The following is a 21194-nucleotide window of genomic DNA, read 5'->3' on the forward strand; positions in this document are numbered from 1 at the left end:
TTGTTATGCAATTTATATTCGCTCTGATTGAAACCTAAGCAGTCACCCTCTGAATTTAATAAAAAGCCCGATGAGCACGTATCATCGGGCTTTTTATTAAATACTTATTATGAAGAGATATTCTTGTTATCCGTCATTAATAATTAGTCTGTACACAACCTTCTTATATTCGGACACGTTTTCTTAATTTTTTAAATCTTATAAGCCTTCATTGCTTTTCTTAGCTCTTTGAATGAAGGTCGTTTCCCGTACATTAAGACACCCGTACGATAGATCTTTGCGGCCAACCAACCGAACAACAAAATGGAAACAACCAGAATGGCAAGTGACAGCCAGATTTCCAGCAAGCTCGCCCGTTCCAGACCAATCCGCAACAGCATAACGGTAGGAGAAAAGAATGGAATGTACCCAGCCACCTTAACGAAAATCGTATCAGGTGCGGCGATATTGAAGATACCGATATAAAAGGCTGCCAGTGACAGCACGGTAATTGGCATAATGGCCTGCCCCAACTCCTCGGTACGGCTAACAATGGAGCCCACCGCAGCGAACAGTACTGCATATAGAAAGTAGCCAAGGATGTAAAATATGAGACCATATCCTAGCACCGCGATATTCAGTTGCGACAGATCCAGCCCGGCAGAGCTAAGGATCACATTATTATGTGGCAGCATAAGATTGGCACACACAACGGCTGCAAAAACAGCAATTTGCAGCAGACCAACCAGGAAGATGCCGATAATTTTCCCAAACATTTGGGTCAACGGCGAAACACTTGTGATGAGAATCTCCATGATCCGTGAGCTTTTTTCCGATGTTACTTCTGCAGCAATCATATTCCCCGTCATCATGGAAGAGGTGAAGAATAATATCATCAATACATAGACCAAACCATAGTTAATCATGGAGGTTTCTTTTTCCTCTGTCCCTACAGCTCCCCCTGGTTCAGATGGACTGTCTACTTCTCTGCTATCTACTATTACAGGTGTACTGATTTCACGAATTTGATCACTGGTCAACGATTTATTGCCCATAATAGCCTTGACCTTTGCTTCCTGAAGTCCCGTTTGCACCAATGTGATTACAGCCGGAGATGGCTCTTTTTCTACAGAGACGTACTCCACTTTGGGAAATGTGTCTTCCTTGGCGGCTGGCTCCGTGAACTGCACATAACCTTGCAGCTTCCCATTTTTCAAGGCTTGCTGCATTGCTGGCGCTTGTACGCTGTCATAACGTACCCAGATGGCTGCCGGGTTGGACTGCTCCTTGGTAAACTGCTCCAGCTGATTCGCCACTTCTGTCTGGTTCCCGGCAATCAGCCCCAAGCGTTGATGCTCAGCTGCCGTTGTACCGGAACCTCCGGCCCCTTCTCCTTTAAACAAAGAAATCAAATATGGCAGATTCATGCCAACCGTAATAAGCAAAGCCAGTACCAGTGTCGTAATGATAAAAGATTTGGTCCTCGCCTTCTGACGAAACGTAAAACCGATCACCGTACCTAGTCTATTCATGGGAATCCCCCACCTCTCTTATGAAAATTTCGTTGAGCGTAGGTTCCTTGATCTCAAAATGCTCCACATCCGTTTGCCCCAACGCTGTTTGCAAAATTAACTTCGCCGCATCCGGCTGCTCAATATGCAGCATCCAGCCACGATCCATATTCTCTATGCTGCGTACGCCTGGCAGCTGTTCCAGCCCGCTCACTTCACCCGTAGTGATGAGACGAACTTTTTCACGTGGATAGCGGCCTTTAATCTCTTGCACACTTCCTTGCACCACAGTATTTGAGCGATGCAAAATCGTAATATGTCGGCACAGTTCCTCCACATGCTCCATACGGTGGGTTGAGAATAAAATCGCAGCCCCATCATCCCGTAATTCCTTCACCGTATCCTTAAGCAATTCGACGTTCACCGGGTCTAATCCACTGAAGGCCTCATCCAAAATGAGCAGCGTTGGGCGATGCACAACCGCGGCAATAAAACCCATTTTTTGCTGATTTCCCTTGGATAGCTCCTCAATCCGCTTGTCATAATATTCCGGCACTCCAAAGCGCTCCAGCCAGTAGCGTAGACTTTTGTCTGCCTCCTTGGCCGACATTCCGCGCAGCCTGCCCAAATAGTTAATTTGCTCGCTCACCTTCACCTTGGGGTACAACCCACGCTCTTCGGGCAAATAGCCCATTGTCCGCTGAAGCTCCTTGCTGTAGAGCTTGCCCTCATATTGGATGCTTCCCCCGTCAGGGTAAATCAGACCGAGCACCATGCGCATCGTTGTCGTTTTGCCTGCTCCATTGCCTCCCAGCAGTCCGTAAATCTCGCCGCCGTTCACATTCAGCGATATTCCATTTACCGCCGTATGGTTCCCATATTGCTTCACGACCTTTTCCAATTGCAGCATACTCATGATTGTTTTACCCCTTCCTTCTCCATAAATGTCTCTGCATTCGCAGATATTTGTCCTGCAGACCAATATACTAAAATATCATCCAGTTCCAGACGCCGCACACGGATGGGGCGAATCCCCGCTTGTTCCAATATAGCACTGGCCTCCCCGGCTGCCAGCGTTATAATTCGCTGTAAATTCCCATCACTCTCCGTCTCTACAACTCCCGGAAGCTCCGATGCCTCCTCTGGTGTACCTTCAAACCACATTTCCTTGCCATTTTCGAGCAGATGGTCTTTTTCCAGTTTGCCAAGCAGCCTGCCATCGTGCATCAAGACAATATAATCCGCCAAACGCTTGATCTCGTCCATGATATGGGTAGCAATAATGATCGTCGTTTTGCCGTTCTTCATACAATCCCGCAGTTCATCTAGCATGACTTTCCAAGCAAAAGGATCTAAACCTGATGAAGGCTCATCCAGCAGCAACACACGAGGGTGTGGCGCCAAGGCAGCAGCCAGTTCGAATTTCCGACGCTGTCCCTTGGACATACGCGATAATTTCGTATGTGATGGAACCTGAAAGCGGTCCATTAAACGCTGAAAACGTGTTTCATCCCAGCCGGGATACCACAATGCTCGAAAAGCCGCTGCTGCTTCTGCCGTTAATCGATCCTCCTCACGAACCGGCTGCTCCGGTATATACCCAACCCATTGTCGTGTATCTGCCGGCATGCCGTCGGGGTATGCTTGACCGAACCAGCGAATCTCACCGGAATCCGGATGAACAAGCTGAGTCAGCAAATGAATCAATGTGCTTTTCCCCGATCCGTTATGTCCAGCCAAAGCGACCACATATCCTGGTTCAACCGTTAAATTAATCGGCCCAATATTCCGGTTACCCCGGGTTTTATAGACCTGGCTCATCTCAATAATTGGTGCTTTCCTCTGTATTTGCGTAGGAACTTCCACATGATTGTTCACAGCTGTCACTCCTTCACCTGGACTTCATACCTTCTTTTCACCATTTCTTCAAAAAGCTCCAATAATTCCTGCTCTGTCATCTGTACAGCGATGCCTGTGGCAATCGCCGTTTCCAATGCCTCGGTCACCGCTTTAAGGCGGTAACCTGAGCGCATATCATCCTCGACCAGAGCGACAAAGGTGCCCGTTCCCTGCCGGGTACGTAGCAAGCCTTCGTTCTCCAAATCCTGATAGACCCGCCGGACGGTGATTACACTACAACGAAGCGTCCCCGCAAACTCACGAATGGAGGGAAGCAGCGTTCCCGCTGCAATTTGTCCGGTTACAATGAGTGAACGAAGCTGCTTTTCAATCTGCGCATACAGCGGTTCCGCGCTATTCTCATCAATTTGCACTGGAATATTCACCTGCTTTCCCCCCCTTTTTTGTTATTTTTGTACACATACTACTAAGTTAAGTTCCGTTTCATGAGTTTACGCTGTGTCACCCGATAGGACACTGACATAGCCAGAACTCCTGCTAACAATGCTCCCCACATCACCGGTGACAACAGCAACCATTCCTTACTGTAAGAAGCCGTTATCGATACCAGATTAGCCCCACATACTCGAGCTATAATCGTAACCATCCCGCACATTAGCATGATCACAATAGATAGCCAGAAGTACTCTTTTCCTCTTTTCAAAAATTCCAAGTGAATATAAATGGCTTGAATGAGCATTCCGTAGCCTATCCAGGTCAGAGCAAACGATACAAAGAAACCTGTGCTGGCATATACCCGAAGCGTACCTGACAACGTAAACAAAAGAGCAAAAAATATCACACTATTCGCAACAAACGCCAACACAGCCTGTTGAATTCGACTCATAATTACCGCTTTCATCGGTATAGGCAAGGTGCGGAAAAAGGCTAGCATGTGCGTATAAGAATCTTCCTGCAAATATTTGAACGCTCGACGGTTATAAATGAACCCCAAAAACGGAATCAACGTCAGCATGATGAAATCAGCTACTGGACTCAAGGCTGCATGCTCACCCCATTGCACACTTACTGCAAAACTCATGGTAAATCCCAAATACGCAATAAACAGCAACGTCCATAGTGCTGCATATGGATTCTTGCGAAAATCCTGACGGGTAATCATCCATGCTTGCTTCATGATCGTCATTTTCTTATCCTGATCCCTTCTGCACTGCCTTTGAATAACGACCTTATTCGCTCTTCATTTCGAAGGTGTTACGACAGTGTTCAGTGTTATTACTGTATATATCCTTATACACAGTATATAAACCAAGATTTACAGTTGTCAACCACCTGAACAATATTGTGCGTACAATCACAATAGCTCGTTTGGACCTATGCTACTCTGTAAATGAAAAACGTTCTCAATCGAGGGGATGAATAAATGGATAAAATACTGCATTGGGATGAGTCCATATTTAACCTTGTTAATCGTCATCCTGAAGTGAAGGACATTATGGTAGAACTAGGTTTTCACGATATTGCCAAGCCCGGTATGCTCCAAACCGCAGGACGTTTTATGACACTGTCCAAGGGAATTGCATTGAAGAAAATAGGTATGGAAACTGTGCAGCAGACGTTTATGCAACATGGTTTTACCATTCAAAAATAAAGGGGTTAACGATCATGAGCGAGCTAATTAACAACCGTGAACATACAGCACAGGAATTAACGGAGCGTCAGCGAACACTGAAGGAAATTATTAAAGAACTACATGCTGGGAAAAGCGTGGAGGAAGTCAAAGCTCGTTTTGCAGAGGCTGTTGGTGGAGTGAGCGTGGCAGAAATTTCAGCGATGGAGCATGCCTTAATGACTGAGGAAGGAATTCCGGTGTCGGAAGTCCAGCGCCTCTGTTCCGTTCATACGTCGATATTCAAGGGCTCTATTGAGGATATTCACCGTCCTGCAGGACCTGAGGAACAACCGGGACATCCTGTTCACACCTTTAAGCTGGAAAATCGTGAGATCGAACGGCTAGTCAACTTTAAGCTGGCATTGCATGCAGAGCAATTTCAAAAAGAAGACAGTCCCAAGGTTATTTACAAGCTGCTTGAGGATTTAAGTCTGCTAATGGATGTAGACAAACACTATAGCCGCAAAGAAAATCTAGTATTTCCTTATCTAGAACGTTATGGAATCTTTGGTCCAACCAAAGTAATGTGGGGAGTGGACGACGGCATTCGTGCCGCAATCAAGGATGCGAAGAAGTTGCTCACCGAATATAACGGAGATCGTGAGCAGATCGGGAAGGCGCTTGCCCATATCATGAGCGAAGTGAATGAAATGGTATTCAAGGAAGAAAATATTTTGCTGCCGATGGCACTCAGTAAGCTGACCGAGGATGAATGGCTAAAAATAGCCCGGGAAAGCGAGGAAATCGGTTTCTGCCTGACCGCTCCTGAGCGTGAATGGATACCTGAACGGGCAGAGGACCCTGTAGAAGCCCTTGAGCAAAAAGAAGACACTTCTGGCACTCCGCAAGGGTTCGTGCGATTTGAGACAGGGATTGTATCTGTACAACAATTGGAACTACTGTTGAATCATCTGCCTGTGGACCTGACCTTTATCGATGAAAATGATGTTGTTCGCTATTTCTCTCACGGTAAAGAACGGATCTTTGCCCGCACAAAGGCCGTCATTGGTCGTACCGTGCAAAATTGCCATCCGCCGCAAAGCGTGCATGTCGTTGAGAAACTGCTGGAGGATTTTAAGGCCGGCCGCAAGGATGTTGAGGATTTTTGGATTCCAATCAAGGACAAATTTGTCTACATCCGTTATTTTGCCGTTCGGGATAACGAAGGACGCTATCTGGGAACGCTGGAATTCACGCAAAATATCGCTCCTATTCGCGCCTTGGAAGGACAAAAACGTATTCTATCGGAATAGCAGCCAGCCGTAAGCCACCATGTTCAGGTTTTTGCCACCCATATTTATAATATGCTGTTCTACTATAGGCTTGGCCCCCAGTCTTTCATAAAAAGTACACGCTGGATTATCTGCCAGCACCCACACCATGACAGAGTGAATATCCATACTATTAAAATGTTGAAGCAAGCGTAGAAAAAGTCTCTTGCCGAGCCCTAAACTATGGTATTCACTCAAAACATAAATAGCCGTGATCTCTCCCCCATACGGGGGATATTCCCCTGACTTTTCCGGACCTCCACTCACAAATCCGATAATTTCTCCCTTTTCATTTTCAGCCACATATACGAGGTGACCGTCTTCAGTAGATAGATTCGCATTCCACAATTCTGTTCTTTGCTCATAGGAAAGACGTTCCAGAACCTCGGCAGGCATGATATCTTTGTATGTCGTTCTCCAGCAGTTTACGTGCACTTTGGCGATGTCTTCGGCATCTGATATCATCGCTTCCCTGATCATCATGTGGGTTCCACTCCTAGTTTCCAATATTATGCCTCCTATTATACCGATGATCCGAATCTCGATCTATGATCTATAACAAGAAGCTCATTGTTTAGTGAAGTGGATAGGCCATCCTAAAAAACTTACCAAGAGAGTCTTATGCACACGACCCGCACATTGGACTCCCTATGGCACAATACTCTTTTACGAGGTCAAAATATAAGGACCGTTCTTTGTAATCGCAATGGTGTGCTCATATTGAGCGCCCCAACTGCCGTCTGCTGTGCTGATGGTCCAACCATCATCCCCCCAGAGCACCGCGCCTTCGGGTCCGAGGGTAAATACCGGCTCAATGGTAATCACCATCCCTTCGCGCAGTGGCAATCCTGTTCTAGCACGACCGTAGTGGAGAACGTCCGGCGGTTCATGCATTTGGCGGCCGATCCCATGCCCGATCAGAGATTTGACGTTACCGTACCGCCGCCAGCCTGCCGCTTTTCCCACCGCATGCCCGATATCCCCTAATGTCCTGCCGGGGCGGGCAACGTCGATGCCTCGCATTAGCGCCTTATGGGTCTGCCGCAACAGCTTTGCTACCGGCCGGCTGATGTTACCCACTGCGTAGGTCCATCCCCGGTCAGCCAGCCACCCGTCCTTGTTGACCACAATGTCGATGGTCACAATATCCCCGTCATGAAGCACCCGCTCCGAGGGAAAGCCGTGACATACCACCTCATTGACCGAAGCGCAGGTAGCATAAGGGAACCCTTTATAGCCCTTTTGTTCAGGCGTAGCTCCACGCTTGCTTAGAAATTGCTCCACCCAAGCATCGATTTCAAGCGTTGTGATTCCCGGAAGAATACGACTTTCCAGCGTACGATGGCAATCTGCCAAAATACGTCCGGCCTCCCTCATGTAGCCGATTTCCTCCGGTGTTCGTATCGCTATTTCTATTGGAATCCGCCTCCTTTGAGCATACAAATTCACTAAACCTATCCCATTGTATGCAGGACGGACACAAAAAAACCGTCTCCTCTGTGGATAGACGGTTTATAAAAGTCGTGTTTCTAGTTGTTCGTAAGCGAACCCTTAAGATACTGAAGAATTTATGCGGCCGAGTTCGTTTTCCACCACCATGGTCAACTCTTCCTCATACCCTCCTGTTATCCGGTATTTTCGCACATATTCCTTTACAAATTTTTTGGGATCCTTAGGCCGGAAAATTCGAGTCATTTCCCGCAGACTTTCCTTAACTTCATTATGACCTTTCGTTGCCATGTAACTCCCTCCCAAAACGTTGAAAATAAGTGCTCCGTTGAAGAGAATGCCGAAAAGTATTGATGTCCTTATGCAGTGAAGTAGTATGTCTAGTGCAGCTTAGGTCGGGAATGCCTTATGCGAGGCATGTACCTGACACTATTATTAACCGATTTTCTTTTGGCTGAATCACTACCCCATTATACCATATTCAGATACAGCTTTCAGCTTTCCAGTAAATTTACATTGATTTTACCTATCTTTTACGCTTCATATCATTTGGAGTTCTCAATTAGCTGCTGCATAGAGGTATACCTTATTTATCGGCTTTTGGAGCGTATGTGTTTGGGGTAAAATAAATAAACATAACAAGGGGGGAAAAAGGATGAGCCGTTATGCTCCACTGTTCACTGCACCTGTTGCCCGTCTGTCTGCGCTGAACCTCGGAACTTGTGAAGAGGAAGACATCGATGCCTCCCTACTTGATCAGGCAGACCACGAAATCCGAGCCAAATTTCCGAAAATGCATAGCTTTCTGCTGCTTCGCCACGGCAAGCTGATCTGGGAACGCTATTACAACGGTCATGAAGCAAGCTCCCTGAACGATTTGCGTTCCGCAACCAAAAGCTTCACTTCCACGCTCGTCGGCATTGCTATGGCACGTGGGGATATGCCCGGACCAGAGACCGCTGTGCATAAGTTGTTGCCTGAGTATTTACCCAAGCGGAAGGAAACACTGCTAGAACGGATTACAATTCGTCATCTGTTGACTATGACGTCAGGCTTGTATTGGCAGACGGGCAAAAAGCTCGGTGAAGCCTTTATCCACCGTTTTCATCGCAGCAAAAGCTGGCCGTCCTTTGCCCTACGCTTACCTGTACAGGAGGATCAAATCGGCGTATTCCAATATCGCAGTGTGGATTCACATCTGTTGTCCGTTCTGCTCACCCGTTGCTGTGGGATTGACGCCTATACGTATGCTCTCCAGCATTTATTCGAACCGTTAGAGTTCGGGAGAAGTGGTTGGGCACAAGATCCAGAGGGCTACACCATGGGCCACATCGGACTGTATCTGACATCGCGAGACATGGCTAAATTCGGCGATTGCTGCCTTCATCAAGGCATCTGGAATGGCAGAGAATTGATTCCAGCCGATTGGCTGCATGAGGCGACGCAGCGACAGATTGAAGGCTATCCGGAATTCGGAGATTACGGATTCCAATGGTGGACTGGACGACTCCACGGCATTGATTATGCCTGTGCACACGGACATGGAGGACAGCAAATTTATCTGATACCTGAAGCGAATGCAGTCGTGGTATTTACAGCAGACAGTAAGGTGAGCCGTTGGAAAAACCCACGAACACTGCTAGAACGTTTCGTTTTGCCAGCCGTATCCTCCCTCAACTTAGAACGTTCCTAAAATGAGCTACATGTGCTTATTGAATATAGGGGGCTAAACAATCATGGAAGTCTCAGCACCGAAAATTCTAATATTATACGCCAGCTACGGGGAAGGCCATGTGCAGGCCGCCCGGGCAATCATGGATAGTCTGCGAAGACTCGGACACTGCGAGGTACAACTACTCGACCTGATGGCTGAATCACATCCATGGTTGAATGGGCTGACCAAATTTGTATATATGCAAAGCTTCAAAACCATTCCACAGCTTTACGGCTGGGTCTATAACATCACGCGCGGTATGCAGGCTAAATCGGCCTTTGGCCATGTGTTGCATTCATTCGGAATGCGTCAACTTGCTCTCACACTGAAAAAGGAGTTGCCGGATCTCGTAATCCATACGTTCCCACAGCTCGCTCTCCCGGCGTTACGCCGCAAAATGGGAATGAATTTGCCTATTGTCAACGTGGTTACAGACTTTGACCTGCATGGGCGCTGGCTGCATCCCGATATTGATCGCTACTATGTAGCCACTGAGGATCTTCAGCAGGAAGCCGCACAGCGAGGAATACCTATCGAACGTATTGCCGCGACTGGGATTCCGATTCACACTTCTTTTTATAACCTATCTGTCAACGAAGTCCCTGATCAGCAACAGGTAATCCCACCGTTACAAACTGAGACGACCACGTTGCTCATTATGGCAGGTGCATATGGTGTGTTATCCGGCATACTGGATATCTGTCGTCATTTAAGCCAGCTTCCGCAGCTACGACTGCTGATCGTCTGCGGACGCAACCAGCAGCTAAAAGCAGAATTGGATGCGCTGTATGCGGACCACCCCGACATCTACACCTACGGATTCGTGGACTACGTCCCGGCACTTATGCGAGCAAGCAATCTGGTGATTACAAAGCCTGGTGGTATCACACTCTCGGAAAGCATCGCATCGGGTTTACCTATCCTGGTGTTCAAACCCGTACCCGGGCAGGAACTAAATAATGCTCTGTATCTGCAGCAAAAAGGAGCTGCCCGCATTGCTCGCACAACAGAGGAACTGATTCAACATTGTATGGATCTGATCTCCACCCCCTCTCTTGCTAAGGAAATGAAGCAGGCGATTGAGTTACTTCGCAAACCTCATCCCGCAGACCAAATTGCCGAGGATATTTTACTGCAGCTTGTGGATAAAAGAACCTCTGTCCGGACAAATTAACGAAGAATAAGCCAGACGGAGGGGATACCAATGGAACACAAAGGAAAGGATTTACTCCCACTAACGGGTGAAAAGGTAGAAGTGGATGGTATTTATGTGGATGAGGATGGACATGAGCAACATTTGCACAGAGGCCAGCACTTTCCCGCTGATGTTGTTTTGGGTACTTCCGAGTGGAAAATGACCGAATATGCCTTTGATAACCATCACGAAGGACGTACCGATGAACGACTTATCCCCAAAGAGGATGACAAGAATAAAATGGGTAAAATCACGCACCCACGCCGCCATTTAAAAACTGGTGATCGATAATTACGGAAGTATATCCACAGTTACACCCAATATGTTGATAGTTTGTGGACAAACTGTGTGCAAAGTATGAATTATCGTAATATTATCTACAGATTGTGCACAATTTGTGTATAAATCATGTTATTTCTGTGGATAAAAATTAATATGCGGTGGATAAAGTGTATACAACATGTGCAAAACATGTGCATAACCGTTTAAAAGGCTGAACGAATTCTTTTCGTTCAGCCTTTTTCGTATTTTTATACACATTCTCTAATTCATTTTTTTACCGAGATCGGGTATGTTCGAACGAGAACATCGCTCCCGGAACGATGAGTTGCCCAAACAGGACTCTATCCCATTAACGGAGACTAATCAAAAATTCGCAAATAGCGCATAGAGGAGTGTAAAATGGAAACGGGGACGAACAGAGTCAAAAGAAGGAATTACCGAAATGTAAAAAGAGTAGGGGGGATCCGAATGGCATCTATTAAAATCCTTTCACTTAATGTCGGCATGCCCAAGCAGATCCAGTTTAATCAGAAGGACGTTTCTACGGGGATATTCAAGTCGGCCACAGATGAATATTTGTATTTATCTTATCTAAACTTCGAAGGGGATGGGCAGGGCGATCTAGTTCATCACGGGGGTAAAGAGAAAGCTGTATGCGTCTATCCCTACGAGCACTATCCGTTCTGGGAAAATGAATTGCGGAGACCGCTCGATTACGGCGCGTTCGGGGAAAATTTAACGATAAAGGGTTTGCTAGAATCCGACGTTTGCATTGGAGACGTCTTTAAGCTTGGCAAAGCTATCGTTCAAGTTAGCCAGCCGAGACAACCTTGCTACAAGTTGTCCATCAAGTACGGCGTACCGGACATGCCCTTGAAGGTACAGCAAACAGGCTACACAGGATTCTACTTCCGCGTTCTGGAAGAGGGAGTTGCCTCTAAAGCCGACGGACTATCCCTCCTTCATCGCCATCCGAAAGCAATTACGGTTTCATTTGCCAATCGAATTATGCATCAAGAGAAGGATCATATCGAAGGTATTAAACAAATTCTCGAAGTGGAAGAATTGTCCGTAAACTGGAGAAATACGTTTCTAAAACGTTTGGCGGGAACCGAAACGGATTCTCGGGAAAGACTATCAGGCAATTCGTAAGGTGGAAGTGGTTCAATGAGTTAGTATGTTTTGTGTAGAGTCAACTTTTTTACCGAGATCGGGCATATCCTTCAATCCTATCCTCATAGCTTGTATAGTACGGAGACTTAGCTTGAATCTTTTATAAAGGAGGATATGCCTGACATGTCAGTCTATAAGTCTTCCACAGGATTGGATGAAAATATAGCAGCTGTCCTGTGCTATTTGTTCGCCTTTATTGGCGCGCTGGCCTTTGTCATGCTGGAAAAGAAAAGCCGATTCGTATTATTTCACGCACTGCAATCCATACTTCTTTTTGTAGCCCTCATGATCGGACATGTGCTGGTCGGATTCATTCCGCTACTCGGTCCTTTCCTCGCTTCCCTGCTAACGCTGGCAAGCCTTGCCTTGTGGATTATCTTGTTAATTCGTGCGGGACAAGGAAAGTGGCTCAAGCTTCCCTGGATAGGCGATCTGGCTCTTCATCAAGCTCGGCAGTTATGAAAACAGCAAAAAACCTTGATCCTAAGCAAGGAATCAAGGTTTTTTATGTTTGGGCAGTTCATTTTTTTACGCTAGCTTCTTCTGTCATATATGGATGTGTCCCAGCTTATCTGGATTAACCATTAAATAAAAATTCTGAATATGCTCCCCGTCCGGTGTCAGTATGAGGCATAAGGTTTCTCTCACTTCACCGTCTTTCAGAAATGCCAGCTGAACCTCACCATTAATGACGGTGTAGACCACATCTCTTTCTCGTAAAACGGTTAATACCCGACGAGAGGTCAACAGGGCGAGAACGCCTTTGCGTACAACCATCGGCCTCATCACTGTATGCACATTACCTCCACCATCTGACACGAATATAGGTTGTTCAGCCAGTAGTTCCAGCATAGCAGTCACATCGTAGGCGAGAAAAGCGGTTGTAAAACGCTCCAGCAGTTTTACCCGGGAAGAGTTATTTATATTAGGACTGATTGGAGCTTCAGGAGCAGATTCTCCGGAAGATAAAATACGACGGGAACGACTGAACAACTGCCGACAGTTGCTCTCGGTCTTGCCCAGTAATTCTGCAATTTCTTTATAATCATATTGAAAAGCTTCTCTCAGCACAAAAACAGCTCGCTCTATCGGTTTTAGCTGCTCCAGCAGAACCAGAAATGCGTAAGATATCATATCTTTACGTTCCAACCAATCGGCAGGGAGGTCTGCGCTCTCACCCAGCGGCTCAGGCAGCCACTGTCCTACATATGTCTCTCTTTGCTTACGCGCAGAATTCAGTAGATTCAGACACCGATTCATCGTCATTTTGGCTACATAGGCTTTGGGGTTCTGTATGTCATTCAGGGGCTTATTCTCCAGCTCGACAAAGCAGTCTTGAACGACATCCTCGGCATCCGTAACCGTTCCAAGCATGCGATAAGCAATGGCAAAAGAATATTTGCGATATTTCTGATACAGCTCTTCCAGGCTTACATCCACCGATTCTTGTTCAATCCCTTGTTCTTTGCCAGTCAAAGTGTAGCCCCCTGTTCATTAAAGACTGCCTGGATACATCCCGGTCGCGATGGCAATCCGGTTCCAGCTGTTGATCACATTAATTGCGGTAATCAAATCTACATACTCTTCCTCTGTAAAATGTTCTCTGACCCGATTATACAAGTCTGTGGGTACCCCTTGCTCTGAAATATGAGTGACCGCTTCAGCTAATTCAAGCATAGCACGTTCTTTTTCCGAGAACAAAGGAACCTCCCGCCATAAAGCAAGCTGCAAAATATGGTCAGCATAATCCCCTAGTTTTAGTAAATCCTTTGCATGCATATCAAGACAATAGGAACAGCCATTGATTTGGGATACTCTAATTTTCAGCAGTTCGTACAATACTTTGTCTGTAAAACGACCGGAAATATATTTTTCCATCTCCATCATTGCCTTGAATGTACTAGGACTCACTGCTCTGTGGTTAAATCTTAAACTCACGATACATCGCCTCCATTATTGGTTTACATACAGAAGACAAATGAACATGTGATTTTGTGACAAAGTGCAATACATCAATTTGGAATTGCCCTCAATTGACATAGCATGTATTATAGATAAATGATTTTATGCAAAGAAGGTGTGCACTCACATGAGCGGAAAAGGTTTTATTAAAGAATTTAAAGAATTCGCTGTACGGGGTAACGTGATTGACCTCGCGGTCGGCGTTATCATTGGTGGAGCGTTTGGCAAGATTGTTACTTCTGTGGTAAACGATATTATTATGCCTCCGATTGGTAAACTTCTGGGCGGTATGAATTTTCCAGACTTATATGTAGCTTTACAAGCTGCCGACCCTCTAAATGCTGACGGTACACGCAAGACTTTGGCACAAGCCAAGGAAGCAGGGATTGCGGTCCTTGCCTATGGTCAGTTTATTAATGTCCTGCTAGATTTCCTCATCGTGGCCTTCTGTGTGTTCATGCTGGTCAAAGGGATTAACATGCTGAAGCGCAAAGAGGAAGAAAAACCTCCTCAGGAAAAAACAATCAAGGAATGTCCACATTGCCTGTCCGAAATCCCTATAGCTGCTACCCGCTGTGCACATTGCACTTCCAAGCTAGAGGGATTCGTTGAAGCACGCTGACTCGAACTACATTCCTATGAATACAACAAACGGCTTAAGACGGTGCATCGTCTTAAGCCGTTTTTAGCATGGCTCTAAAAATCATTAATTGAAGTTGGTGATAATACCCCGAGGTCTGACTGGCAAACCTTCTGCGTACAGATGGGAGACATCACCGAAGCCAATGCAACGGGGAACTGCCCATTCCTTGGAGCGTTCATCAAACAAGATGGTGGTTACGGAGCTAGGCGGCATCCAAAAACCGGACCAGACCAAAGCCAACGGTAGTTCCAACAGATGTGCAAGCCAGGTTAGCCCGAAGCCGCCATGACAAAATACGGCTACCCTGTCTTCCGTGTGCTTCAGAATTCGGTACCTGCCCTCCACCCGCTCAAAGCCTTGCCGCTTCAAAAATTCATCAGAATGAACTTTCAGTCGCTCGAAGGTTTCAGGACTTTGCGTCCCTTGATAATAGGAAATGTCCTTCCAAGAATCATGAGTCGGCAGAGGCGACCCGGAACGAATCACTTCACCAGGCAAATCCCAATGGGAAAGACGACCGTATGGAGTATCCTCCAGCTTTAGAGCCAGCTCCTGCGTCCAGTCCTCCACTTCATAAGTCATACCGAGAGAGTCGGCGGTGTACCGCATCGTATCCAAGGCCCGTCCCAAAGGAGAGACGTAAATACGGTCCAGTCCGTGACTGGACAGCCGTTTGGCCAATGCCTTGGCTTCCAAATGACCCTCTGGCGTGATGGTGTTGTTAGGATAATCGGGGTCTGCATGTCGGATAATATACAATCTCATTATTTGTTCTCCGTTCCTATGAATGGCGACAGGGTCGCTTTATCTCATTCCAACAGTGAGTTTTCCTAATTTTTAATGCTTATTCAGCAAGGTTTCCAAAATCGCGCGCAAATCCCTGTCTTCCTGATAAACTTCCTCACCCGTATCCAGCTCAATTACCCGGATATATGTATAGTTCGCTCTGGCATCGACGGGTTTAAAAATCAATTCCTCGGGATTGTCTGGACGCACATCATAGCCCATATTCTTGAACATATCTGTTATTTGATCAATCCCCGGCTTGCCTCCGCTTTCCAGCATAATCAGCCCACGCAGTTCCTTGGGCTCCTCTGGATGCATAACTCGGAAATGTACAATACATTCCATGTAAAATCGCTCCTTTCAATCATAAAGCTATGTTATGGCGCAAATCCCCATGTTCCCAGCATACCCCAAAAGCTACTCCGCATTCCACATCGTCCATCATATCGTCAGAACGGAAAACACGTTATACTGTAAAGTAGACTTTGATTTTCTGCATATGATAGGAGGAATCACGATGACTAGCGAGCTTCTGGATATCTACGACGATGAAGACACCCCCCTCGGCACAGCCTCCCGACAAGAAGCACATGCCAAGGGCTACTGGCATCATACCTTTCACTGCTGGCTGGCACGAGACACCTCGACAGGCCGCCGCTTGCTATTCCAACAGCGTCAGGATACAAAGGACACCTTTCCCGGATGCTACGATATTACAGCCGCCGGGCATTTGACTTCAGGCGAAGATATGTCCCAGGCGGCTCGCGAGCTGGAGGAAGAACTAGGCATTTATGTTCCCTTTACCTCCTTAACACCACTGATGACCGTTCGGTATGAAAGTAAAGGTACCGCACAGGGCACCTCTTTTTGGGATCGGGAGGTCAGCTCGGTGTTTGGACTGCTGTCCAACCAGCCCCTGGAAGCCTATTGTCTCCAGCAGGAAGAAGTAGCCGGACTGTACGAAGCAGACCTTGACCAAGCACTAGCCCTGTTTGAAGGCCATATTCCATTTATCGAAGCCCAAGGTATTACGTCGGGGCCGAACCCGGAAAAAACTCGCCGCCTGATTACACCGGATCAATTCGTGCCTCATCAAGCGGGCTATATTACATCTGTATGCCGGGCCCTGATGGAACTTCCCTCCCAGTAATCCTTATACTATTCTCCGGCTGACATATATTTGCCGATAATGCTTTCATACCGCCAGCCATATCGGGTCGACAGCTCGCTGCCCATATCATGCTCCAGCTCATACAGAATAAGATCCTGGGCAAAATGATCAAGCAGCAAACCTGTCATCACCGGATGCTCGGTAATAAGCGCCTGTGTCGGGCAATTCTCTCCCCGCATACCCAGCATGTTCCAACGCCGATCAATAACAAAGGAAAACTTACGCCCTGACGTTTCCTGTCCGTCTGTACCAGACGCACGCGGTAGCCACGGTCCCAACATACTTTCTCCGTTGTCGCAGGACCATAGCAGACGCACACCCCGACTCTCGGCTTTTTTCAACGCTTCCCGCAACAGTTCGGCTTCCTCGCGCCACAAATCCAGCACAATCTCATGCTGTGCCCGTTCCAGCTCGCGTGTCAGACTTTCCAGCACCTTCCGGTCACCTTCCACGTTGTAGAAGGTTGGCTTGGCTGGTTCTGTTCGTGGCATCTCCTTCTCCACCGCCAGCAGGGACTCCCGCATCTGCCCTTCGATCATTCGGGTCAGCTCACCCGGCGGCAGCATGCTGTAGCGTACAGGCTCTCCCGCACTCGCTCTGAGATATCCCTGCCCGGCCAAACGCTGCAAAGCTGCGTACACGTTGGAGCGCGATGCCCCCAAACGCTTAGCAACTTCATAGCCGGAAGCCGCATTTTGTCTCGAAAGCTCGACCATCACCTTGGCTTCCATCTCCGTAAAACCCAGATTCCGCAGATGTTGCAGCAAACGCTCCATATGTTCTGTTCCCCCTATGCTGCCCGGCGTTATGTCTGTGTCCTGCGGCAGCCTGTTCGGCTGCGTCAAATCTGTTCAGCTCCACAGCGCGGGCACCATTTGGAGCCTTTGGGTAATTCCGCTGTGCAGATTTGGCATTTTACATTTTCGCGTATTTGCGTTGACGCTGTTGCCGGCTTCTCTGCTCCCGAATTGTTGGCCTTCCAATATCGAATGCGCTCGTCCAGCTCCTCCTGACGCTCCCGTTCACGTTCCAGTTCTTCAAGACGATGGTGTTCTTTCTCCAGTTCTTCCTGACGACGGCGCTCCCACTCTTCATCGAATGCCGCTTTTTCTTCCGGAGTAAAATCAGACACCGTGTAATTGCGGTCTGATTCCGTTGGATCGTGCGTTTCATACCGCTCATCCTGTTCATGCCGATCGATGACTTCATCTTCTGCATACTCCATGTAGGCAGGCACAGCATCCTTCGCTGCCTCAGGCTTGCGCAGATCAAAAGAATAGGCGTCTGTTGGAACCTCTTCCCGCACGGCCGCTACTTGCTTGGAGGCAGCCTGCCCTCCATTTAACTTGCGTCCGCATTTGGGACAAAAGTTCGCATCCAGCGGCACAACTGCACCACAGGTACATAAATGGGCGTTTTTCAATTCTGCAATTCTACTGCGCAGCTCATCAATTTCATCCTGAAGCTCATCACAAGCAGTAGACAACTGTGTCATCTCGGTTTCAGCCACTGACATATCGGATGCCCGGTAGCCTTCGTAAAAGATTTGACCCATTCGTAAGAAATGAACATCCATTTCCTGCTGAATCGTTGTAATTTGCGAATTAATCTTACTAATCTCGACAGCATGCTGCGCCTTTTCTGTTGCGCGATTAGCGCCTTCCTTTATACGTTGAATCAGCTTCATCGTCATTTCCTCCCCATATCCAGCCGGATTTCACTGTACCGTCCGTATATCCCAAAGTTTTTTTCTGTTGGCAAGCCTCGAACTCCTGTATAATGGAATGCGGTCATATCGCCTGTTTGAGGCTATAGGCATTGGCGTCAACATATTAACGTTCTGACGCTCCTGCTCTAGATCCGCATGAATTCAGCATCATTTTTAGTCCATTCGCCTTGTTCTTATCATCAACTAAAGCTGACTAGAACTCTATCATACCAAAAACTACCCCCATTTGTGAAAATGGAAGATTTTAAGAACGAAAGGGGTTTCAGGATCATGAACCCAAATCCTGCATTTTACCCCCGACCCATCGGGGTTCCTTATTCAACGACGATCCCTCAGGCACGTCGAGCTTCTATGGATACCAGTATAACGCTGGTGCCCGACACCGACCAAGACGCGACTTTTTTCCGTGCTATAGAGAACGCGGGCATTCATCTGAACCGCCCGCAAATTCAGGCCGTACGCCACGGTAAAGGCCCGCTTCTGACCCTGGCAGGGGCTGGCTGCGGCAAAACCACGGTGCTGGCAGCCCGTGCAGGCTACCTTATGGCGATGCGCGATGTTCCTGCATCGTCCATCTTGCTGGTGACCTTTACCAGCAAGGCCGCTGCCGAAATGAAGCTACGCATCGCCGGATTACCCGGTGTGCGCCCTGCCGCTGCACGTGCAGTACAGGCGCGTACCTTCCACTCATTCGCTTTGGCGATGTTGCGTCATCGCGGCGTGCAAGACGAAGTGTTCGGTGAAACGCAGGCTCAGCATACCGTCATGAAAATGATGCTGCGCCAGCTTGGACTAAGCGAGGCTTTCCAGCCGGAAAGCCTGTTGTCCGCCCTCTCCGCCTGGAAGGCGGAGGGTCGTAGCGCAGACGAACTGCCGGAAACCATCCGCGAGGAAGCGGATGCCAAACGTGCCATGCTCGCCTATGAAGCGTGGAAACAGGAACGCAATAAGATGGATTTTGACGATATTCTGCTGCGTGCCTCCGTTCTCCTGCGTGACCCGGATGTGCTTCAGCCGCTTCAACGGCGTTTTTCCTATATCATGGTCGATGAATTCCAGGATACGAATGCCCTGCAATACGAAATGGTGCAACGATTGGCTGCGAGGCATCGCAATCTGATGGTCGTCGGAGATGATGACCAGACGATCTATACCTTTAACGGAGCCCGCCAGGAATCCATTCTGGAATTTGACAAGGTCTATAAAGATGCAAAGGTCATTACTCTTGATATTAATTATCGCAGTGATGCGCGCATTTTGGGGCTGGGTTCCAACATCGTCGCTAAAAATGTTCATCGACGTTCCAAACGTCTTGCGGCTGCCGGGCGTGAGGGCTTGCCGCCACAGTTTGCCACCCCATCTGGACCTGAGGAAGAGGCGGGACATATTGTTACTCATCTGCTCGGGCAGGTAGAAGAAGGTCGACTTCGCTACCGGGATATCGCTATTTTGCACCGGACAGCCAGCGGAAGCCGATCTATTTTTGAGCAATTGATTATGCGGGACGTCCCATTTATTCAGTACGGAGCGGGAGCCGTATTTTACGATCAATCTCTGATTCGTCCCTTAATGGACCACTTGCGTCTGTCGCTGAATCCCCGCCGAATGGAATCCATTCCAAGCACCCTTGGACCGCTGTATGTCTCCCGTGAGGCCGGAATGGAATGGATTATGCGTGAAGAGAAGCAGCAGGCTAAAAAATACCCGTTAATCCACCTCAGTCGCTGGGATCGACTGCGTGATTTTCAGCGTGAACAGGTGAAAGAACGCATTCGGTTGATTCGCAGTCTCACTACAATGAAACCTGCCTATGCCATTCAAGAAATGCGGCGCGTCTTTTATGATAAATATTTGGAAAGCGGAGATACGGGCGCATGGACACATTATAAGGAAACGATGCAAGAAAGTCTGGAGGAGCTTGAAACGGCAGCCAAGCGCTTTGACACGGTAGAGGCATTCGTCAACTTTGCGGACGAGCTTTCAGAGCGCCACCGCCAGATGGAATCTCTGCGCAGAGAGGAAGACAGCGATGCTGTTCGGCTCATGACGATCCACCGTGCCAAGGGACTGGAGTTCCCTTGCGTATATTGGATCGGAGCAAGTGAAGGCATCCTTCCGCATAGCTCGGCTCTACACAGCGAGCTGCCAGAGGATCGTCGGGCAGGCGCCGCCCCCGCAACGGCTGTGGATAACGATGCTGCGCTGGAGGAAGAGCGCCGCCTCGCTTACGTGGCCGTCACCCGGGCGAAGGAGCTACTGTACATCACCTCCCCCGCCTCCAATCACGGCAAGCCTGCCGCCGTGTCTCGCTTCTTGCTGGAAGCCTATGGGGTCACTCCCCCCGAGACTTCCAAGCCGGACACGCGTCGCAGCAGCTTTGGCCAACCGAAGGGTACTTCGGGTTATGGCAGCCGTGCCAGTGGTGGTTCGCCAGCGTCTGGCACGGCAACCCGCGTGAGCAGCAGACCGGGGTCAACCCCAGCCGCCACTACAGCACGGACGGCCTCGGCGGCGGCTAGGTCACAGACAGAGCCACGCGTCGATGTGCCTGTGTGGAAATGCACGGACGCCGCCTGCAAGGCGTGGATGCGGCGCGACACAGTAGGTGGACGCCGCACAACTACGGCTAGTGCAGGCACGCCACCGGTGTGTCCGCTTTGCTCCTCCCCGATGACGGAGGGAACGCGCAACATCCCGGCCAGATAAGTGCGAGGCGTGTATAGCCGCTATGGAGCTGTACTCCCACTGCATTCGTCATTTCCAGTCCGGCTTGTGCAGACCTGTAATGAATCCAAAA

24 protein-coding genes are annotated in these 21194 nt (G+C 48.3%); 10 read left to right on the forward strand and 14 right to left on the reverse strand.

Annotated elements, in window-relative coordinates; translation table 11 throughout:
* Nucleotides 1-191 precede the first annotated feature (191 nt).
* From ACXHJ2_RS20315 to ACXHJ2_RS20335, 5 genes are read right to left on the reverse strand one after another with little or no spacing between them, the layout of a single operon-like run.
* Entirely contained in the window at nucleotides 192-1511 is a 1320-nt protein-coding gene (locus tag ACXHJ2_RS20315; RefSeq protein WP_165084245.1) for an ABC transporter permease, read from the reverse strand.
* Entirely contained in the window at nucleotides 1504-2406 is a 903-nt protein-coding gene (locus ACXHJ2_RS20320) for an ABC transporter ATP-binding protein (RefSeq protein WP_165084243.1), read from the reverse strand. The genes ACXHJ2_RS20315 and ACXHJ2_RS20320 overlap by 8 nt, the downstream gene beginning before the upstream one ends.
* Complete coding sequence (locus tag ACXHJ2_RS20325) at nucleotides 2403-3368, reverse strand: ABC transporter ATP-binding protein (RefSeq protein ID WP_165084241.1); 966 nt, start codon at nucleotides 3366-3368, stop codon at nucleotides 2403-2405. Before ACXHJ2_RS20325 ends, ACXHJ2_RS20320 begins: the two co-directional genes overlap by 4 nt.
* A 5-nt stretch (nucleotides 3369-3373) precedes the next feature.
* Nucleotides 3374-3775 carry a GntR family transcriptional regulator gene (locus ACXHJ2_RS20330; RefSeq protein ID WP_058710945.1) on the reverse strand — a complete coding sequence of 134 codons (402 nt, stop codon included), beginning with the start codon at nucleotides 3773-3775 and terminating at the stop codon, nucleotides 3374-3376.
* Between the two features lie 41 nt (nucleotides 3776-3816).
* Nucleotides 3817-4536 (reverse strand): hypothetical protein, encoded by a 720-nt coding sequence (locus ACXHJ2_RS20335; protein ID WP_025675800.1) that lies wholly within the window; start codon nucleotides 4534-4536, stop codon nucleotides 3817-3819.
* 237 nt (nucleotides 4537-4773) lie between these two features.
* Between ACXHJ2_RS20335 and ACXHJ2_RS20340 the strand changes: the two genes are divergently transcribed.
* Together ACXHJ2_RS20340 and ACXHJ2_RS20345 are read left to right on the forward strand one after the other, a co-directional pair.
* Nucleotides 4774-5001, forward strand: a complete 228-nt coding sequence (locus ACXHJ2_RS20340; protein ID WP_025675801.1) for a DUF1858 domain-containing protein — start codon at nucleotides 4774-4776, stop codon at nucleotides 4999-5001.
* A gap of 14 nt (nucleotides 5002-5015) precedes the next feature.
* Nucleotides 5016-6275: a DUF438 domain-containing protein gene (locus ACXHJ2_RS20345; protein WP_058710947.1), complete on the forward strand. Its 1260-nt coding sequence runs from the start codon at nucleotides 5016-5018 to the stop codon at nucleotides 6273-6275.
* On the opposite strand, the gene ACXHJ2_RS20350 is transcribed toward ACXHJ2_RS20345, so the two are convergent.
* From ACXHJ2_RS20350 to ACXHJ2_RS20360, 3 genes are all read right to left on the reverse strand, one after another.
* Nucleotides 6264-6776 (reverse strand): GNAT family N-acetyltransferase, encoded by a 513-nt coding sequence (locus tag ACXHJ2_RS20350; RefSeq protein WP_165084276.1) that lies wholly within the window; start codon nucleotides 6774-6776, stop codon nucleotides 6264-6266. The genes ACXHJ2_RS20345 and ACXHJ2_RS20350 overlap by 12 nt on opposite strands.
* A gap of 183 nt (nucleotides 6777-6959) precedes the next feature.
* On the reverse strand, nucleotides 6960-7742 hold the full coding sequence (gene map / locus ACXHJ2_RS20355) for a type I methionyl aminopeptidase (protein WP_013369239.1): 783 nt from the start codon (nucleotides 7740-7742) through the stop codon (nucleotides 6960-6962).
* 102 nt (nucleotides 7743-7844) lie between these two features.
* Nucleotides 7845-8033 carry a hypothetical protein gene (locus ACXHJ2_RS20360; RefSeq protein ID WP_007428354.1) on the reverse strand — a complete coding sequence of 63 codons (189 nt, stop codon included), beginning with the start codon at nucleotides 8031-8033 and terminating at the stop codon, nucleotides 7845-7847.
* 364 nt (nucleotides 8034-8397) lie between these two features.
* Here ACXHJ2_RS20360 and ACXHJ2_RS20365 point away from each other — a divergent pair, with 364 nt between their 5' ends.
* The 5 genes from ACXHJ2_RS20365 to ACXHJ2_RS20385 all read left to right on the forward strand — a co-directional run bounded on the left by ACXHJ2_RS20365 (nucleotide 8398) and on the right by ACXHJ2_RS20385 (nucleotide 12568).
* Entirely contained in the window at nucleotides 8398-9435 is a 1038-nt protein-coding gene (locus tag ACXHJ2_RS20365; RefSeq protein ID WP_058710949.1) for a serine hydrolase domain-containing protein, read from the forward strand.
* A 43-nt stretch (nucleotides 9436-9478) separates the two neighbouring features.
* Nucleotides 9479-10630: an MGDG synthase family glycosyltransferase gene (locus ACXHJ2_RS20370; RefSeq protein ID WP_165084239.1), complete on the forward strand. Its 1152-nt coding sequence runs from the start codon at nucleotides 9479-9481 to the stop codon at nucleotides 10628-10630.
* A gap of 30 nt (nucleotides 10631-10660) precedes the next feature.
* On the forward strand, nucleotides 10661-10942 hold the full coding sequence (locus ACXHJ2_RS20375; RefSeq protein WP_019686045.1) for a hypothetical protein: 282 nt from the start codon (nucleotides 10661-10663) through the stop codon (nucleotides 10940-10942).
* Between the two features lie 459 nt (nucleotides 10943-11401).
* Nucleotides 11402-12085, forward strand: coding sequence for an MOSC domain-containing protein (locus ACXHJ2_RS20380; protein WP_043886083.1), 684 nt, complete (start codon nucleotides 11402-11404; stop codon nucleotides 12083-12085).
* Between the two features lie 144 nt (nucleotides 12086-12229).
* A complete protein-coding gene (locus ACXHJ2_RS20385; protein WP_040102217.1) occupies nucleotides 12230-12568 on the forward strand; it encodes a DUF4870 domain-containing protein in 339 nt (112 codons plus the stop codon).
* Nucleotides 12569-12652: 84 nt separating this feature from the next.
* Here ACXHJ2_RS20385 and ACXHJ2_RS20390 read toward each other — a convergent pair whose 3' ends face one another.
* Complete coding sequence (locus ACXHJ2_RS20390; protein ID WP_013369233.1) at nucleotides 12653-13582, reverse strand: sigma-70 family RNA polymerase sigma factor; 930 nt, start codon at nucleotides 13580-13582, stop codon at nucleotides 12653-12655.
* 18 nt (nucleotides 13583-13600) lie between these two features.
* Nucleotides 13601-14044, reverse strand: a complete 444-nt coding sequence (locus tag ACXHJ2_RS20395) for a carboxymuconolactone decarboxylase family protein (protein WP_014599438.1) — start codon at nucleotides 14042-14044, stop codon at nucleotides 13601-13603.
* Between the two features lie 151 nt (nucleotides 14045-14195).
* Between ACXHJ2_RS20395 and mscL the strand changes: the two genes are divergently transcribed.
* On the forward strand, nucleotides 14196-14690 hold the full coding sequence (gene mscL, locus ACXHJ2_RS20400) for a large conductance mechanosensitive channel protein MscL (RefSeq protein WP_013369231.1): 495 nt from the start codon (nucleotides 14196-14198) through the stop codon (nucleotides 14688-14690).
* An 84-nt stretch (nucleotides 14691-14774) separates the two neighbouring features.
* On the opposite strand, the gene ACXHJ2_RS20405 is transcribed toward mscL, so the two are convergent.
* Nucleotides 14775-15476 carry a histidine phosphatase family protein gene (locus ACXHJ2_RS20405; protein ID WP_013369230.1) on the reverse strand — a complete coding sequence of 234 codons (702 nt, stop codon included), beginning with the start codon at nucleotides 15474-15476 and terminating at the stop codon, nucleotides 14775-14777.
* Between the two features lie 72 nt (nucleotides 15477-15548).
* Nucleotides 15549-15842, reverse strand: a complete 294-nt coding sequence (locus ACXHJ2_RS20410; RefSeq protein ID WP_013308601.1) for a hypothetical protein — start codon at nucleotides 15840-15842, stop codon at nucleotides 15549-15551.
* 172 nt (nucleotides 15843-16014) lie between these two features.
* Here ACXHJ2_RS20410 and ACXHJ2_RS20415 point away from each other — a divergent pair, with 172 nt between their 5' ends.
* Nucleotides 16015-16647, forward strand: coding sequence for an NUDIX hydrolase (locus tag ACXHJ2_RS20415; protein WP_025677106.1), 633 nt, complete (start codon nucleotides 16015-16017; stop codon nucleotides 16645-16647).
* Between the two features lie 8 nt (nucleotides 16648-16655).
* Here the strand turns inward: ACXHJ2_RS20415 and ACXHJ2_RS20420 are convergent, their stop codons facing one another.
* A complete protein-coding gene (locus ACXHJ2_RS20420) occupies nucleotides 16656-17444 on the reverse strand; it encodes a TrmB family transcriptional regulator (RefSeq protein WP_165084274.1) in 789 nt (262 codons plus the stop codon).
* A gap of 65 nt (nucleotides 17445-17509) precedes the next feature.
* Nucleotides 17510-18355: a zinc ribbon domain-containing protein gene (locus tag ACXHJ2_RS20425; RefSeq protein ID WP_165084237.1), complete on the reverse strand. Its 846-nt coding sequence runs from the start codon at nucleotides 18353-18355 to the stop codon at nucleotides 17510-17512.
* A gap of 312 nt (nucleotides 18356-18667) precedes the next feature.
* On the opposite strand from ACXHJ2_RS20425, the gene ACXHJ2_RS20430 reads away from it, so the two are divergent.
* A complete protein-coding gene (locus ACXHJ2_RS20430; RefSeq protein WP_165084235.1) occupies nucleotides 18668-21103 on the forward strand; it encodes a UvrD-helicase domain-containing protein in 2436 nt (811 codons plus the stop codon).
* The last annotated feature ends 91 nt before the right edge of the window (nucleotides 21104-21194 follow it).

Source organism: Paenibacillus sp. ALE3, assembly GCF_054113405.1.

What these genes read in the sequence shown, in the direction of transcription:
- ACXHJ2_RS20315 (WP_165084245.1), bottom strand. Translation starts at nt 1,511, where the DNA reads ATGAATAGACTAGGTACGGTGATCGGTTTTACGTTTCGTCAGAAGGCG.
- ACXHJ2_RS20320 (WP_165084243.1), bottom strand. Translation starts at nt 2,406, where the DNA reads ATGAGTATGCTGCAATTGGAAAAGGTCGTGAAGCAATATGGGAACCAT.
- ACXHJ2_RS20335 (WP_025675800.1), bottom strand. Translation starts at nt 4,536, where the DNA reads ATGACGATCATGAAGCAAGCATGGATGATTACCCGTCAGGATTTTCGC.
- ACXHJ2_RS20340 (WP_025675801.1), top strand. Translation starts at nt 4,774, where the DNA reads ATGGATAAAATACTGCATTGGGATGAGTCCATATTTAACCTTGTTAAT.
- ACXHJ2_RS20345 (WP_058710947.1), top strand. Translation starts at nt 5,016, where the DNA reads ATGAGCGAGCTAATTAACAACCGTGAACATACAGCACAGGAATTAACG.
- ACXHJ2_RS20350 (WP_165084276.1), bottom strand. Translation starts at nt 6,776, where the DNA reads ATGATGATCAGGGAAGCGATGATATCAGATGCCGAAGACATCGCCAAA.
- ACXHJ2_RS20360 (WP_007428354.1), bottom strand. Translation starts at nt 8,033, where the DNA reads ATGGCAACGAAAGGTCATAATGAAGTTAAGGAAAGTCTGCGGGAAATG.
- ACXHJ2_RS20365 (WP_058710949.1), top strand. Translation starts at nt 8,398, where the DNA reads ATGAGCCGTTATGCTCCACTGTTCACTGCACCTGTTGCCCGTCTGTCT.
- ACXHJ2_RS20370 (WP_165084239.1), top strand. Translation starts at nt 9,479, where the DNA reads ATGGAAGTCTCAGCACCGAAAATTCTAATATTATACGCCAGCTACGGG.
- ACXHJ2_RS20375 (WP_019686045.1), top strand. Translation starts at nt 10,661, where the DNA reads ATGGAACACAAAGGAAAGGATTTACTCCCACTAACGGGTGAAAAGGTA.
- ACXHJ2_RS20380 (WP_043886083.1), top strand. Translation starts at nt 11,402, where the DNA reads ATGGCATCTATTAAAATCCTTTCACTTAATGTCGGCATGCCCAAGCAG.
- ACXHJ2_RS20385 (WP_040102217.1), top strand. Translation starts at nt 12,230, where the DNA reads ATGTCAGTCTATAAGTCTTCCACAGGATTGGATGAAAATATAGCAGCT.
- mscL (WP_013369231.1), top strand. Translation starts at nt 14,196, where the DNA reads ATGAGCGGAAAAGGTTTTATTAAAGAATTTAAAGAATTCGCTGTACGG.
- ACXHJ2_RS20405 (WP_013369230.1), bottom strand. Translation starts at nt 15,476, where the DNA reads ATGAGATTGTATATTATCCGACATGCAGACCCCGATTATCCTAACAAC.
- ACXHJ2_RS20410 (WP_013308601.1), bottom strand. Translation starts at nt 15,842, where the DNA reads ATGGAATGTATTGTACATTTCCGAGTTATGCATCCAGAGGAGCCCAAG.
- ACXHJ2_RS20415 (WP_025677106.1), top strand. Translation starts at nt 16,015, where the DNA reads ATGACTAGCGAGCTTCTGGATATCTACGACGATGAAGACACCCCCCTC.
- ACXHJ2_RS20420 (WP_165084274.1), bottom strand. Translation starts at nt 17,444, where the DNA reads ATGGAGCGTTTGCTGCAACATCTGCGGAATCTGGGTTTTACGGAGATG.
- ACXHJ2_RS20425 (WP_165084237.1), bottom strand. Translation starts at nt 18,355, where the DNA reads ATGAAGCTGATTCAACGTATAAAGGAAGGCGCTAATCGCGCAACAGAA.
- ACXHJ2_RS20430 (WP_165084235.1), top strand. Translation starts at nt 18,668, where the DNA reads ATGAACCCAAATCCTGCATTTTACCCCCGACCCATCGGGGTTCCTTAT.